Here is a 14689-nt window from a genome sequence, read left to right as displayed (position 1 = left end):
TTACACCAGTTGCAGCGCCACAAGGGGGGCACATGACTGATACCAATCCAACACCACCGATGAAGGCCAATCTCGGTATTGGCACCATATTGGGCGGCACGTTCAGCCTTTACTTCAAGAACTTCCCGCTTTTTTTCGGGGTCGTGTTCCTGCCATTCGTCCTCTACAGCCTGCTCGTCGAGGCCCCGATGCGGTCCGAGATGGTCGTCGATCCAGCCAATCCGTTCGGCGATGTCGGCACGACGCTTCTTTTGATGGTTCTCTCGATGTTGTTGATCATCATTTTGCAGGCCGTGATCGTGCGCATGTCGATCTCACTGAGTGGCGGGCAAGGTGCCCAGGCCGGCGCAGCGATCCGCGGAGCGGTCACAGGTCTGATTCCGATCATTCTTCTCGGCATTGTTGCCAGTATCGCGATCGCATTCGGCTTCCTGCTGCTTATCGTGCCCGGCCTCTATGTCATGGCCCTGTTGTATGTCTATGTCCCGGCCATCGTTTTCGAGAATGCCGGATTTTCTGCATTGGGACGCAGTGAAACCCTGACCAAGGGCTATCGCTGGGCAATTGTTGGCATCGTCCTGATCCTGATCGTCATCAACTGGATCATCTCGCTCATTTATACCGGTGTCGTCGTCGCCAGTGTCATGGATATTGGTGCCATCGCGTCCGGGAATCCCGACAGCGCGGCCATCGCGACAAGCATTCCCTGGTGGCTCAATGTGTTAAGCGCTGCTGTTCAGGCCTTCATCCTGCCGATCGGTCTGATCGCGTCGGGCCTTGTCTATGCGCGTCTGCGCGAGATCAAGGAAGGTGGCTCGACCGGTGATCTGTTGCGCGTGTTCGAATAGCGGCGCGTCGCATCATCTGACACAGGAACCAGCGGAGCGGCGGGACAGTATCCCGCCGCTCCGTTTTCTTTCGGGAATGGACTGGAGCCGGCCTTAGAGCACCTGGCCGTCATCGATGGTGATGGCGGTGCCGGTGATCGACCCGGCGGCCGGACCGGCGAGCATGAGCAGGGCGTCATCCAGTGCGGTGATGTCCATCAGGCGTTTGCGGGGCAGGCGCGAAATGGCTTTCTGCCCGCCCTCGCTGGCGAACCAGTGGGCGTTGATCTCGGTTTCGATGTATCCGGGGCAAATGGCATTGACGGCGATGTGCTGGCGGGCCCATTCGCGAGCCAGTCCCTTGGTCATCGAGATGACCGCCGCCTTGGACGCGCAATAGGCCGTTAGGCCGGGCAGGACAGTCAGGCCGGCAATCGAGGCGATATTGATGATCCGCGCCTCGCGGGCTTCGGCAACACCAGAGGCCAGCATCCGCTTTGCCGCTTCACGGGCACCAAAATAGACCGCACGGGTATTGACGGCGAAGGTCTGGTCGAAATGTTCCGGCGTGATGTCCAGGGCCATGCCTTCGCCACCGACACCGGCATTGTTGATCATCACTTGAAGGGGGCCAAGCGCTGCTTCGGCCTGGTCGAGGGCTGGGCCGATGGCCGCGGCATCCGTGACGTCCAGGGCAATGGCCACGGCCTCACCGCCGGCGCCGCGTATGGCCTCGACTTCGGCGTCCAGCCGGTCGGTACGCCGGGCCATCAGGGCCAGTCTGGCGCCGCGTGCGGCAAGGAGTCGGGCGAAGTGCTGGCCCAGTCCGCTGGATGCGCCGGTGATGGCGATGGTTTTACCGGTCAGGTCGGTCATGGCGGGTCTCCGTAGCGCGTGTTCCCCGACTGTCTGGACTGTTCCGTCGCCGGTGAAAAGGCGTGGTCCGGACATGGCTGAAATCAAAGACTATGTTAGGGGTAACATTTGGCGTATAGAGTCAGGCTGTAGACGAGCCTTCCCGAGCACCTTCGACGCGGATGGCCGACGGACTGATCTATCCGGGAGCGGGTTTAACCGGCCATGAGCAATGAACCGAGCTATCTGGTCGCCGATATTGGCGGCACGAATGCCCGTTTCGCCATCGCGCGGGGCAGTGTCTCGCGCGGCTTTGATCTCGATCAGGTGCGCCGACTGAAGAATGAAGATTTCGAACATCTCCGCGATGCGGCCATGGCCTATCTGGAGAGTTGCGAGGGGGATCGGCCGGGCAGGGCCTGTTTCGCTGTCGCCTCGCCAATCCGCGCCGGCAGGGTGCAGCTGACCAATGCGACCTGGAGCTTCCGTCCGGACGAGCTGGGCGGTGAGCTGGGCATGGACACCTTGATGGCAGTCAATGACTTCGAGGCCCAGGCGCGCGGCGCACCGCTCACACCAAGTGTCGACATAGTCGAGATATCGGACGGGCGACCGGTCGCGGGCACGCCGGTGGCAGTTTTGGGACCGGGAACAGGGCTCGGCCTTGGCTTGCTGGTGCCGGACGGAGATTCGGTGAAGGTCGTCGCAACCGAGGGCGGCCATGCCGGATTTGCGCCGCGTACCGATATCGAGATCGAGGTCGGCCGTGTCCTGGCCCGCGAATATGGTTTTGTCTCCTGGGAGCGCATCCTGTCGGGGCGCGGCCTGGTCAATATCCATCGTGCCCTGTGCCAGATCGAGGGCGATACCTGGCCTGGCCACCGTCCCGAGGACATCACCCGCGAAGCCCTGGCTGATCCGGCGTCAACCGGTGCCAGGGTGGTCGAATTCTTCTGTGCCGCGCTGGGCGGATATGCCGGCGATGTGGCCGTGCTGACCGGCGCGCGGGCAGGGATTTATCTGGGCGGCGGCATTCTTCCGCGTATCCGGACCCTGCTTGAGGCGAGCGCCTTCAAGTCGCGCTTTCTGGGCCGAGGCCCGATGACGCGCTATGTTTCCGATATTCCGATCCGGCTAATCCAGTCTGACGGCGCGGCCTTGCGCGGCGCGGCGGCACTGGCAGAACAGGGCAATCTCCACTCATGACCATCACGCTTGAAACTCTCGTCCGTGCCGCCAGCGTCATTCCGGTGCTGACCGTCAGCGATGTCGCCAAGGCCGCCCCGCTGGCCCGTGCCCTCAAGGCGGGCGGGCTGAGCGTGGTGGAAATGACCATGCGGACGCCGGCAGCGCTCGACGTATTGTCGGCCATGAAGGCAGCCGAGCCGGACATGATCATCGGCATGGGCACCATCCGAACGCCCGAGCAGGTCGCCGACAGCATGGCCGCTGGCGCCGATTTCCTGGTGTCTCCGGGCCTGTCGCCACAGCTTGTCCCGGCACTGCTGGCGTCGGGCATTCCGGTCCTGCCGGGCGTCGCCACGGCCGGTGAAGCGATGAGCGCGGTCGAGGCCGGGTTCGAGGTCCTGAAATTCTTCCCGGCCGAACAGGCTGGTGGTCGCCCTTATCTCAAATCCATCGCCGGTCCCTTGCCGGACATCCGCTTCTGCCCGACCGGATCGATTACCCGCGAGATGGCGCCGGACTATCTGGCGCTGCCGAATGTTGTCTGTGTCGGCGGGTCGTGGATTGCCACCGGCGCGATGATCGATGCGGGCGACTGGGATACGATCACGGCGAATGCTGCTGCGGCCGCGGCAATGAAGACCTGATCCTCCAGCCCTGTCTCAAGGCAAGAAAAAAGCGGCGACCCGATGGGCCGCCGCTTTCTTTTGTCCGGCAGGAACCGCGACTATCCGGCTTTGACGCGCGTGTGCATCTCGTCGAAATAGTCGGTGACCTCCGGTCCCGGTTTGGCGGTTGCCTTGGAGACGATGTAGAGCGTCACCAGGCAGGCAATGAAGCCTGGCACGATTTCATACATAACGCCCGACAGCTGCAGGCCGTAAATCCACACCAGCACAGTGACCGCACCGGCAATCATGCCGGCGATGGCACCCAGGCGGGTCATGCCGCGCCAGAACAGGCTGACCAGGATGACCGGTCCGAAGGCGGCACCAAAGCCGGCCCAGGCGTTGGATACGAGGCCAAGTATGTTGCTGTCCGGATTGAAGGCCAGTCCTATCGCCACCAGCGATACCGCCAGCACCGACAGGCGTCCGACCAGAACCAGCTCTTTCTGGCTGGCACCGCGTCGCAGGAAGACCTTGTAAAAGTCCTCGGTCAGCGAACTTGATGAGACCAGGAGCTGGGACGAGATCGTACTCATGATCGCGGCCAGGATGGCGGCCAGGAGGAAGCCGGCGATATAGGGGTGGAAAATGACCTGGGAGAGCAGGATGAAGATGGTTTCCTGGTCGCCGAGCACCACATCGCCGTCAGCAAAGGCGCCGGTTGTGTCGATGTTTTCCAGATCCCCCATCGTGGTGGTCGCATCGCCAGGCGCTTCCACGACCCGGGCAACATTGAGCCCGTCCGCGGTCTGGATGCCCTGGCTCTTCACATAGGCGAGGCCGGCGGCCCCGGTCAGCAGGGCGCCGACCACGGTGATCAGCATCCAGCTCATGCCGATCCGGCGCATGACCTTGACGTCCTTGAGCGACTTCACGGCCATGAAGCGCACGATGATGTGCGGCTGGCCGAAATAGCCCAGGCCCCAGGCCATGGTCGAAATGATGCCGATGACCGCGAGGCCGAGGCTCTCTTGCGGGATCATCGACAGATAGGGTTTGTCCCAGCCACCAACATCGACGCTCAACGTGCTCAGCGCGTCGATCGTGGGGCCGAAACCGCCCAGCTGCATGATGGTCACCACCGGCACCAGTACCAGCGCCAGGAACATGATGACGCCCTGCACGAAGTCGGTCAGGCTGACCGCGAGGAAACCACCGAACAATGTATAGGCCACGACCACTCCGGCGGTGACGAACAGGCCGATCTGGTAGTTGAGACCGAAGGAGGCCTCGAACAGCTTGCCGCCCGCAACCACGCCGGCTGACGTATAAATGGTGAAAAACAACACGATGACGATGGCCGAGATCACGCGAAGAAGCCGCGAATTGTCGGCGAAACGCTTCTCGAAATAGTCCGGGATCGTGATCGCGTCGTCGGCCACCTCGGTATAGACGCGCAGCCGCGGGGCCACGAGCTTGTAGTTGAAATAGGCGCCGATCATCAGGCCGATGGCAATCCAGCTTTCCGACATGCCGGTCAGCAGGATCGCACCCGGCAGGCCCATCAGCATCCAGCCCGACATGTCGGACGCGCCGGCCGACAGGGCCGCCACCGCTGGGTGCAGCTGGCGTCCGCCCAGCATGTAGCCGGACACGTCATCCGTGGACTTGCGATAGGCATAGAGCCCGATCGCCATCATCAGGATGAAGTAGAGTGCCAGCGAGATAAGAGCTTCAATATCCATGGACTTGCCTTGGGTTCAGCGAAACGGAAGGTGGAAGATTGGGGAATTTGCCGTTTGGCTCAAGGCCAGTGGCAGGGCCGTCGATCAGGGGCGTGTCTGACCCTCACCGTGAACCAGGTATTTGAACGAGGTCAGTTGCTCCAGCCCGACCGGTCCGCGCGCGTGCATCTTGCCGGTCGCGATGCCGATTTCGGCGCCCATGCCGAATTCGCCGCCGTCGGAGAACTGGGTCGAGGCATTATGCATCACGACCGCACTGTCGATCATGGCCAGGAAGCAGGTCGCCGCGTCCGCATCTTCGGTGACGATGGCATCGGTATGGCCGGACGAATGGGCGGCAACGTGATTGATCCCCGCCTCGAGCCCGTCGACGATCTTCACCGACAGGCAGGCATCCAGATACTCGGTGTCCCAGTCCGAATCGTCTGCCGGTTTGACGCGGGGGTCGATGGTCACGGCAGCCGGGTCACCCCGGAATTCACAGACAGTCATGCGGTCGATCAGTCGCGGCAGCAGGTCAGCGGCGACGCTTTCATCGATCACCAGGCTTTCCGTGGCCCCGCAAATTCCGGTCCGGCGCAGCTTGGCGTTCTCGATGATGGCGACGGCCTTGTCGAGATCGGCGCCGGCATGGACATAGGTGTGGCAATTGCCATCGAGGTGAAGCAGCGTCGGTACGCGGGCCTGGTCGCGGACGAGCGTCACCAGCCCCTTGCCGCCACGCGGTATGACGAGGTCGACGAATTGCGTGCACTGGAGCAGGTGTTTGACGGCGTCGCGATTGGCGGTGTCGATCATCTGGATCGCGTCTTCCGGCAAATCCGCTTCGCGCAGGCCTTCCTTCATGCATTCGACAATGATGCGGGTCGAGTTGAGGCTTTCCGAGCCGCCGCGCAGGATCACGGCATTGCCGGACTTCAGACACAGGGCGCCGGCATCGGCGCCGACATTCGGGCGCGACTCATAGATCATGCCGATCACACCCAGCGGCACGGCGACGCGTTCGATCCGCAAGCCGTTGGGCCGGTCGATCTCGGCCAGGACGCGCCCGACCGGGTCGGGAAGCGTGGCGATCGCCTCGACCGCACTGGCGACCCCCTCAATCCGCGCGCCATCGAGCATCAGGCGATCGATGAAGGCGTCGGGTTTGCCAGCCTTGCGTACGCCGTCAACATCGATGCGGTTGGCCTCGAGCAGGTCGTTGGCCCGCAAGCGCAGGGCGGCTGCGGCGGCAATTAGGGCCGCATTCTTGCGCTCCGTGGACGCCGTCGCGAGAACGCGGGAGGCGGCACGGGCCTGACGGCCGAGTTGTTCGATATAGGCTTGCATACGATCTGACATGGTTTCCTTGGGGTGGGAGTGTTGTTGAGAAGGGCGGGTCGGGCAATTAGCGAAGTTCGACCGCCCGGTCGTAGGCCGCGCGGGTCGTATCGCGCAGCAACGCGTCGAGCTGACCGTCCCGGCGCAGTACATTGATGCCGGCTTCGGTCGTGCCGTTCTTGCTCATCACGGAGTTGCGCAAATCGGCAACGTCCTGGTCGGAGCGGGTCGCCATTTCTATGGCGCCGCCCATGGTTTCCAGCACCAGCGCCCGCGCCGTCTCCTTCGAGAAGCCGAGAGCCTGTGCCGCGGCGACATAGCTGCGCGCGATCTCGAAGACATAGCCGGGCCCACTGCCGGCAATGGCAGTCAATCGATCCAGCTCGTCCTCATCGTCCAGCCAAACCGCAGTTCCCGTGGTCCGGGCCAGCTCATTGGCCAGGTCGCGATGCTTGTCCTGACAGGTCGGATTGGCGAACAGGCCGTTGACGCTGCGACCGATCAGGGCCGGAAGGTTGGGCATGATCCGGATCACCGGCTGGTCCCCGACCAGCTTTCCCAGCGAGGCCGTCGAAAAGCCGGCGGCGATCGAGACATAGCAGCCGCCATCTGCCAGCAGGTCGGTATAGGCCGGCATGACGTCGGGAATTTGTTGCGGTTTGACGGCGATGATGATGGCATCGAAGCGGCGTCCGGTGAGGGCGTCCGGGCCGGTAGCGTGTTCGGTGCCGGGCGGCAGGGCGCGACCGCTTCGATTCACTGTGGTGAAGCGCGCGGGCATGGCATCGAGCCAGCGGCGCAACATCGCACCGCCCATTTTTCCGCATCCCACCACCAAAATGTCCATACCGTGTCCGCTCCGTTCGTGGTGACACTCCCGGCCGGAAATGCCCTGCTCACATGAAAATGCCCGATCCGCCGGGGCAGGTCGAGCATGATGTTGGGCGGTGTATAACAAAAACAATTTCGAATTCAAATTATATTTGCGGTTGCAGCATCCGCTGTCCCCGCCTTGTAGCGTATAAGAAATTACGCCATGGCCCGTCGTCTGCCTGCGCGCTTGCACGGGTTTGGGCAGATTTTGGGGTTGAAAAATTTCGAATGCTAAATAGTTTGCGCGAAATATTGGCGCCGGGATGAGTTCTGGCGTGTTATCCAGGAGAATCGTGTGAGCCAGCGTCAACGCATTGTCGTCAAGATCGGATCAAGCCTGTTGGCCAATGATCGCCGACTGACACTTCGCTATGCCTTCATGAACGAGTTGCTGGCGGATATCGCCCGGCTTCGGGATCAGGGACATGATGTTGTGCTGGCATCATCCGGAGCGGTCGCTCTGGGGCTCAATGCGATCAAGACCTCACCCGAGGATGCGGGCGTGCTGGACAAGCAGGCTGCGGCCGCCTGCGGTCAGCCGCTCCTGCTCCATGCCTACAGGCAGGTTGCGCAGGAACACGGCTTTGATATCGCCCAGATACTGGTGACGCTGGACGATCTGGAAGAGCGCCGACGCTTCCTCAATACCAAGAACACGATCCAGCGCCTGTTCGAACGCGATATCATGCCGATCGTCAACGAGAACGATACGGTAACCACCGAGGAGATCCGGGTCGGTGACAATGACCGCCTTGCTGCGAGTGTCGCGCAAATGATCCAGGCCGATCATCTCATCATCCTGACCAGTATTGACGGGCTCTATGATCGCGACCCGTCAGATCCCGAGGCGCAATTCGTCGACACGATCGAGGATGTGACCGAGTATCTGGAGGTCACATCCGGGACGAGTTCGCTCGGATCGGGCGGCATGCTGACCAAGATCCAGGCGGCCAATTTCGCCCAGAACGCCGGGTGTACCACCCTGATCGCCGAAGGCACGATCGACCGTCCCGTTTCTGCTGTGCTCAGTGGCGAGCGTCGGCATACCAAATGCGTTGCCAAGGGGACCCCGGCCTCGTCCTGGGCTGTCTGGCTGACCAACCGCCTGCACCGCGCCGGTGGCCTCGTGCTTACGGATGCCGCCGCGGCGGCACTGAAGACCAGCGCAACCGGGGTCAGTCACGAGGATGTGGTGAAAATCCATGGCGGGTTCACCAAGGGCGACGTGCTGCATATCTATTCGGAGAGCGGCGACGAAGTGGCTCGCGGGCTGACGAATTTCTCGTCCGACGAGACCATGATGCTCGCTCGCCACACCGACCATTCGGTCAAGGAGTTGCTGGGCTATAATGCGCGACCGGAAATCGTCAATCGCGACAATATGGTCATTCTGGATTCCCAACATCTGCCCTGGGATGCGCCGACCAAGTCGTTGCGCATTGTTGCTTCCTGATCCGATCTGCTGGCGACCGTACCCGAAGCTGGAAATTTGTGTGTGCGCAGTCCAGAATTGGGGCTGAGCGAAAGATCGAGTTGAGGGCGCCGCCATGGCTGAGGCTGATACGTCAGGAGACAACAAGAAGGAACGCCGGGTGTTCAGCCCGGCCGAGCTGGCGGCCGGGCTGGTCCATCTTCTCGATGTCGAAGAGCTTGATGTCGACCTGTATCGCGGGCGCCGCAATCCTGGCGGTCGCGGTCGGGTATTTGGTGGCCAGGTCATCGCCCAGGCGCTGAAATCTGCCGTGGCATCGGTTGATCCCGAGCGGCATGTCCACTCGCTGCACGCCTATTTCATGCGACCGGGCGACGAGGACTTCCCGATCATCTACCGCGTTGAGCGCGACTATGATGGCGGCAGTTTCTCGAACCGCCGCGTCATCGCCATGCAGCGGGGCAAACCCATCCTCAACATGACGGCCTCCTTCCAGAAGCCGGAGGCCGGGCTGACGCACCAGTTTGACCTGGGTGACGTCCCTATGCCCGACGAACTGCCGACCGAGGTCGAGCTGCTGCGCAAGATGAAGGGTCAGATCCCCGAGCCCTTCTACCGTTTCATGACCCGGCCACGGCCGATCGAGATGCGTCCGGTCGATCCCTGGTCGCCGATCGATCCGCGCAAGCGGGAGCCGCGGCGGCAGATCTGGATCCGGGCGACCGATCTGGCGACCGACAGCCAGATCATGCACCGCGCCATTCTTGCCTTTGCCTCTGACATGGCGCTGTTGAGCACCTGCATGCAGCCGCATGGTGTCAGCTGGATGACCCGCAAGATGCAGTCAGCCAGTCTCGATCACGCGGTCTGGTTCCATGACGATGTCGATATGGGTGACTGGCTGCTCTACGATACCGACAGCCCCTGGTCCGGTGCCGCCCGCGGCTTCAATCGCGGCCAGCTCTTCACCCGCGACGGCAAGCTGGTGGCCTCCACGGCGCAGGAAGGCCTGATCCGGCTCAGGGACGAGTAGGGCGCCGCAAGTCCGAACGATTGGCCCCATGAAGTTGGCCCCATCAAAAAGCCGCGCCGGACAATCCGGCGCGGCTTTTCCACGTGTGGTGCGGGCGTGTGACTACAGCACTTCGAACAGTCCGGCCGCGCCCATGCCGCCGCCGACACACATGGTCACGACGACGTATTTGGCGCCCTGGCGTTTGCCCTCGATCAGGGCGTGGCCGACCATGCGCGCGCCGGACATGCCGTAGGGGTGGCCAATCGAGATGGCGCCGCCATTGACGTTCAGCTTGTCGGCCGGAATGCCCAGCTTGTCGGCGCAGTAGAGCACCTGGACGGCGAAGGCCTCATTGAGTTCCCACAGGCCGATATCATCCGCCTTGAGGCCGAAGCGCTCAAGCAGTTTCGGGACGGCGACGACCGGGCCGATACCCATCTCGTCCGGCTCGGTGCCGGCGACGGCCATGCCCATATAACGACCCAGAGGTGCCAGACCGCGCTTGGCGGCGAGTTCGGCTTCCATGACCACGCAGGCCGAGGCGCCATCGGAGAGTTGTGAGGCATTGCCGGCTGTGATGGTGCCGCCCTCGATGACGGTCTTCAGACCCTGCAGGCCAGCCAGGTCGGTGCCCGGGCGGTTGCCCTCGTCCTTTTCGAGGAAGACGTCCTGTTGGGAGGTTTCGCCGGTTGCCTTGTCGACCACGATCTTGGTCGACTTCATCGGCACGATTTCATCGTCGAACTTGCCCGCGTCCTGTGCGGCGGCTGTGCGCTGCTGTGATTGCAGACCGTACTCGTCCATGCGCTCGCGCGAGATGCCATAGCGGTCGGCGACGATCTCGGCCGTCTGCAGCATCGGCATGTAGATGTCCTTGTGCATGGCCAGGAGTTCGGGATCTGGCTGGACGCGCATTTCCTTGGTCTGGACCATGGAGATCGACTCGACGCCGCCGGCGACGACCACGTCCATACGGTCAACAATGACCTGTTTCGCCGCGGTGGCGATCGTCATAAGGCCGGACGAGCACTGACGGTCCATCGACTGGCCGGCGACCGTGACGGGGAGGCCGGCGCGCAGAGCGGCGGTGCGGCCGATCGTGTGCTGCACGCCCTGTTGCAGGGCGGCGCCGATGATCACGTCCTGGATTTCAGCCGGGTCGACCTTGGAGCGCTCAACCGCCGCGGCGATGGCGTGGCCGCACAAGGTCGGCGAAGGCGTGGCGTTGAAGGCGCCGCGATAGGCCTTGCCAATCGGGGTGCGAGCGGTGGAGACGATGACAGCATCACGCATTGTGGGATCTCTTTCATTGCGGAAACGGAGCGTTCGGGGAGGGTGTGACGACGGGATCTGGGCGCGCGACCTTGTCAGCTTCGAAGACCCGGCTTGTTGGATCCCTTGCTTGCAGACTACTGTTTCCTTGCGCCCACTCTCTCCTCTGCGCCAACGGATTGTGATGAAGTTCTAGTCGCCTGCACTGGTGCAGGGCAAGAGAAAACCGGACCGGCTTCTCAAATTTGGTCAGTCGCACCGACTTTCATAATGTCAGGCCCCATAAAGCGCCTGTATTCTCTGACTCTTGTCGCTTTTCAAAAAACAAGTATGCTCATACCGTACGCATGAAAAAGTGAAGTGTCTCCTCTGCAGAATGAGGCGGTCCTGACATCAAGTGCGGCATGGGGCAGACGTCGAAACGACGCGCCCGGAGGGAGGATGAATGACCGAAACTGCGACGCCCATTTCGGCGCCACCGATAAAGTACGCCACCAAGTTGCTGTATGGCGTGGGGTCGATGGCATACGGCGTCAAGGACGTCGCCTTTCGCGCCTATCTGCTGTGGTATTATAACTACGTGATTGGCGCTGACGCGGCGATGGTGTCGCTCGCCATCCTGGTCGCGCTCGTCTTCGACGCTATCTCCGATCCGATCGTCGGGCAGTTTTCCGACAGTTTGAGAACGAAGTGGGGCCGCCGGCACCCGCTCATGTACATGTCGGCCATTCCCGCGGCGGCGTCGTTTTTCTTTCTCTGGCATCCGCCCGAGGCGTTGGACGGTTGGGGCCTGTTTGCCTATCTCGCTGTCCTGTCTTCGGCAGTCCGGACCTGCATCACATTCTACGAAATCCCCAGCTCGGCGCTCGCGCCTGAACTGTCGAGTGACTATGACGACCGTACCTCGATCGCCAGCTATCGCTATTTTTTCGGCTATCTCGGTGGCTACGGGATGTCGATCCTGGCCCTCGCAGTCTTCCTGGCGCCAACGGCTGAATACCCGATCGGTCAGCTCAATCCGGTGGGATACTGGACGTTCGGACTTGTCGGATCGGTGTTGATGTTTGGCACGGTCATGATCTCGACCGCGGGGACCCATCACCGCATCAAATATCTCCGGAAGCTTCCGCCACCCCAGCGCCGGAATCCGCTGGAAACATTCATGCTGATGCGACGGACTTTCAGCAATAAGGCGTTTCTCGCAATTCTCGGATTTGGCCTGCTCAAATACACTGCGATCGGTATGGCGGCCGCTCTAAGTCTCTATTTCGGGACCCTGTTCTGGGGTTTCGACAATTTCGAGATGGCGATCATGTCCGCCGAGCCATTGGTGGGGGCTGTCCTGGCGCTGATCTTCGCACCGGTCATCGCCAAGCGACTTGGCAAGCGGAATGCGGCGTTCTGGCTGGCGATTGCCGCCATCTTTCTGGGGACGTTGCCGTTCATCCTGAGGCTGAATGGCCTGTTCTATGCCGACGATGATCCGCGTGTTCTGCCTACCTTGTTCGGCATTCTCGCCTTGTACTCGGCGTGCGCAATTTCCTCGGCCATCCTGGTCCATGCCATGATCGGCGACGTGATCGATGCGAGCGCGCTCAAGACCGGGCGCCGGGCCGAGGGACTGTTCTATGCGGCCAACAGCTTCATGCAGAAATGCGTCACCGGCTTTGGCCTGATGGCAGCGGGCATCCTGTTGACGATCGTTGATCTTCCCGAGCGCGCCCAACCGGGTGAGGTCGATCCGGCTTCGGTCGACCTGCTGGCGACGCTCTATATTCCCAGCATCGCCGTCCTTTATATCGCCGGCGCGCTCTTCCTCCATTTCTACCGGATTGATCGCGCCAGTCATGAGGCCAATCTCGCAGCGCTCAAGGCGCGTGATGATGCCAAGAGGCCGGCTCCATGAGCTGCCGAAACCGGCTGGAGGTAGTATGAGCCTGCGTAACGCCGCCTGCATCGTCGGTGCATTCGAACATCCCACCCGGCTGGCGCCGGACATGACCACGCCGCAGCTGCATGCTGAATGCGCGGCCGGGGCGCTGGCTGATGCCGGCCTCTCGCTGACGGACGTTGATGGCTATTTCTGTGCCACCGATGCGCCCGGCTTCGGGCCGATCTCGATGATCGACTATCTTGGCCTGGACATCCGCCACACTGATTCAACCGAGATGGGTGGCTGTACCTATATCCAGCATGTCGCCCATGCCGCGCAGGCGATCGCCATGGGCAAGTGCTCGGTGGCGCTGATCACCCTGGCCGGGCGGCCGCGCTCGGAGGCAGTGCAACGCTTCCGGCCCGGGGCGCCGGAAAGCGCTTTCGAGCAATGGGTCGGGCTGACCAATCACACCAGCTACGGCATGTGTGCTGCCCGCCACATGCATGAATTTGGCACCACGTCGGAACAGCTGGCCTGGATCAAGGTCGCTGCCTCGCACCATGCCCAGCACAATCCGCACGCCATGCTGCCCAAAGTGGTGACGGTCGAGGATGTTGTGACCAGCCCGATGATCGCTGATCCGTTGCACCGGCTCGATTGCTGCGTGACGACGGATGGTGGTGGCGCCCTCGTCGTGGTTTCGCCGGAGATTGCCAGGACGCTCAACCGTCCGGTGATCTCCCTGCTGGGAGCCGGCGAGGCGACCAAGGGCCCGTCCGGCGGTTTGGGTCTCGACCTCACGGTGTCGGCCGCCGCAAAGTCGGGGCCGCGTGCCTTTGCGGAGGCCGGCGTCACGCCGTCCGACATAAAATACGCCTCAATCTATGACAGCTTCACCATCACCGTGCTGATGCAGCTGGAAGATCTGGGCTTTTGCGCCAAGGGCGAGGGCGGCAAGTTCGTGGCCGACGGCAATCTCATCTCCGGCACCGGCAAACTGCCCTTCAACACCGATGGTGGCGGGCTGTGCAACAACCATCCCATGTTCCGAGGCGGCATTACCAAGGTGATCGAAGCGGTGCGGCAATTGCGCGGCGAGGCGGCCCCTGCCGTCCAGGTGCCCAATTGTGACCTTGCCGTCGCCACCGGCATTGGCGGCTCCCTCGGCGCCCGGCACGGCGCGGCCACCATCATTCTGGAGCGCCAGTCATGAGCGTACGCAAGCTTCCCGCCCCGCAGCCCAATCCGGAGACGCAAGCCTTCTGGGACGGGCTGGACGCGGGCGTCCTGCGGATCAAGACCTGCGTTGATTGCCAGCAGACGCACTATTATCCGCGTCATATCTGCCCTCATTGCGGCTCGGCCGACACACGCTGGCTCGATAGTGCCGGGACGGGCGAGATCTACAGCCTGTCGGTCATGCGGCGCGGCGAGGGTGCGCCCTTCGCGGTCGCCTATGTGACTCTGGATGAAGGCCCGTCCGTGCTGACCAATCTGGTCGCGGAAAACTTAGACAGTCTCGCCATTGGCCAACGCGTGCGCCTCATGCCGCAATCCAGCGATGCAGACCATGCCGGGGATGGTCCTGCCTTGCCTTTCTTTACCGCGATCGGCGATTGATCATGGCGGCAAGAGGTCTCAGCCCGCCCGCCTTCGCCTGCCGGCCCGCCCGCGAGCTGTA

Annotated in this window: 13 protein-coding genes; 8 read left to right on the top strand and 5 right to left on the bottom strand. The window is 62.4% G+C overall.

The features are described from left to right. Nucleotides 1-32: 32 nt before the first annotated feature. Complete coding sequence (locus MMAR10_RS13795) at nucleotides 33-848, top strand: hypothetical protein (protein ID WP_011644604.1); 816 nt, start codon at nucleotides 33-35, stop codon at nucleotides 846-848. A 93-nt stretch (nucleotides 849-941) separates the two neighbouring features. On the opposite strand, the gene MMAR10_RS13790 is transcribed toward MMAR10_RS13795, so the two are convergent. Continuing rightward, nucleotides 942-1703: an SDR family NAD(P)-dependent oxidoreductase gene (locus MMAR10_RS13790; protein WP_011644603.1), complete on the bottom strand. Its 762-nt coding sequence runs from the start codon at nucleotides 1701-1703 to the stop codon at nucleotides 942-944. Nucleotides 1704-1907: 204 nt separating this feature from the next. On the opposite strand from MMAR10_RS13790, the gene glk reads away from it, so the two are divergent. Both glk and eda read left to right on the top strand, forming a co-directional pair. Further along, a complete protein-coding gene (glk, locus tag MMAR10_RS13785; RefSeq protein ID WP_011644602.1) occupies nucleotides 1908-2888 on the top strand; it encodes a glucokinase in 981 nt (326 codons plus the stop codon). Continuing rightward, nucleotides 2885-3514, top strand: a complete 630-nt coding sequence (gene eda, locus MMAR10_RS13780; protein WP_011644601.1) for a bifunctional 4-hydroxy-2-oxoglutarate aldolase/2-dehydro-3-deoxy-phosphogluconate aldolase — start codon at nucleotides 2885-2887, stop codon at nucleotides 3512-3514. The genes glk and eda overlap by 4 nt, the downstream gene beginning before the upstream one ends. A gap of 80 nt (nucleotides 3515-3594) precedes the next feature. Here the strand turns inward: eda and MMAR10_RS13775 are convergent, their stop codons facing one another. The 3 genes from MMAR10_RS13775 to MMAR10_RS13765 all read right to left on the bottom strand — a co-directional run bounded on the left by MMAR10_RS13775 (nucleotide 3595) and on the right by MMAR10_RS13765 (nucleotide 7387). Further along, nucleotides 3595-5220 carry a sodium:solute symporter family transporter gene (locus MMAR10_RS13775; RefSeq protein WP_011644600.1) on the bottom strand — a complete coding sequence of 542 codons (1626 nt, stop codon included), beginning with the start codon at nucleotides 5218-5220 and terminating at the stop codon, nucleotides 3595-3597. A gap of 84 nt (nucleotides 5221-5304) precedes the next feature. Beyond that, nucleotides 5305-6561, bottom strand: coding sequence for a glutamate-5-semialdehyde dehydrogenase (locus MMAR10_RS13770; protein ID WP_011644599.1), 1257 nt, complete (start codon nucleotides 6559-6561; stop codon nucleotides 5305-5307). A 46-nt stretch (nucleotides 6562-6607) separates the two neighbouring features. Further along, nucleotides 6608-7387 (bottom strand): pyrroline-5-carboxylate reductase family protein, encoded by a 780-nt coding sequence (locus tag MMAR10_RS13765; RefSeq protein ID WP_011644598.1) that lies wholly within the window; start codon nucleotides 7385-7387, stop codon nucleotides 6608-6610. A 321-nt stretch (nucleotides 7388-7708) separates the two neighbouring features. On the opposite strand from MMAR10_RS13765, the gene proB reads away from it, so the two are divergent. Together proB and MMAR10_RS13755 are read left to right on the top strand one after the other, a co-directional pair. After that, the gene (gene proB / locus MMAR10_RS13760; protein ID WP_011644597.1) at nucleotides 7709-8866 is read left to right on the top strand and encodes a glutamate 5-kinase; all 1158 of its coding nucleotides are present in this window, start codon (nucleotides 7709-7711) and stop codon (nucleotides 8864-8866) included. Between the two features lie 94 nt (nucleotides 8867-8960). Beyond that, nucleotides 8961-9878: an acyl-CoA thioesterase gene (locus tag MMAR10_RS13755; protein ID WP_011644596.1), complete on the top strand. Its 918-nt coding sequence runs from the start codon at nucleotides 8961-8963 to the stop codon at nucleotides 9876-9878. Nucleotides 9879-9980: 102 nt separating this feature from the next. Here the strand turns inward: MMAR10_RS13755 and MMAR10_RS13750 are convergent, their stop codons facing one another. Then, the gene (locus MMAR10_RS13750) at nucleotides 9981-11153 is read right to left on the bottom strand and encodes an acetyl-CoA C-acyltransferase (protein ID WP_011644595.1); all 1173 of its coding nucleotides are present in this window, start codon (nucleotides 11151-11153) and stop codon (nucleotides 9981-9983) included. A 424-nt stretch (nucleotides 11154-11577) separates the two neighbouring features. Between MMAR10_RS13750 and MMAR10_RS13745 the strand changes: the two genes are divergently transcribed. From MMAR10_RS13745 to MMAR10_RS13735, 3 genes are read left to right on the top strand one after another with little or no spacing between them, the layout of a single operon-like run. Next, nucleotides 11578-13038: an MFS transporter gene (locus MMAR10_RS13745; protein ID WP_011644594.1), complete on the top strand. Its 1461-nt coding sequence runs from the start codon at nucleotides 11578-11580 to the stop codon at nucleotides 13036-13038. Nucleotides 13039-13063: 25 nt separating this feature from the next. Beyond that, complete coding sequence (locus MMAR10_RS13740; protein ID WP_011644593.1) at nucleotides 13064-14221, top strand: thiolase domain-containing protein; 1158 nt, start codon at nucleotides 13064-13066, stop codon at nucleotides 14219-14221. Then, on the top strand, nucleotides 14218-14628 hold the full coding sequence (locus MMAR10_RS13735; protein WP_011644592.1) for a Zn-ribbon domain-containing OB-fold protein: 411 nt from the start codon (nucleotides 14218-14220) through the stop codon (nucleotides 14626-14628). The genes MMAR10_RS13740 and MMAR10_RS13735 overlap by 4 nt, the downstream gene beginning before the upstream one ends. Nucleotides 14629-14689: the final 61 nt, after the last annotated feature.

The sequence above is a fragment of the Maricaulis maris MCS10 genome, assembly GCF_000014745.1.
Lineage (GTDB): Bacteria > Pseudomonadota > Alphaproteobacteria > Caulobacterales > Maricaulaceae > Maricaulis > Maricaulis maris_A.
This window is presented reverse-complemented; position numbering and strand designations above follow the sequence as displayed.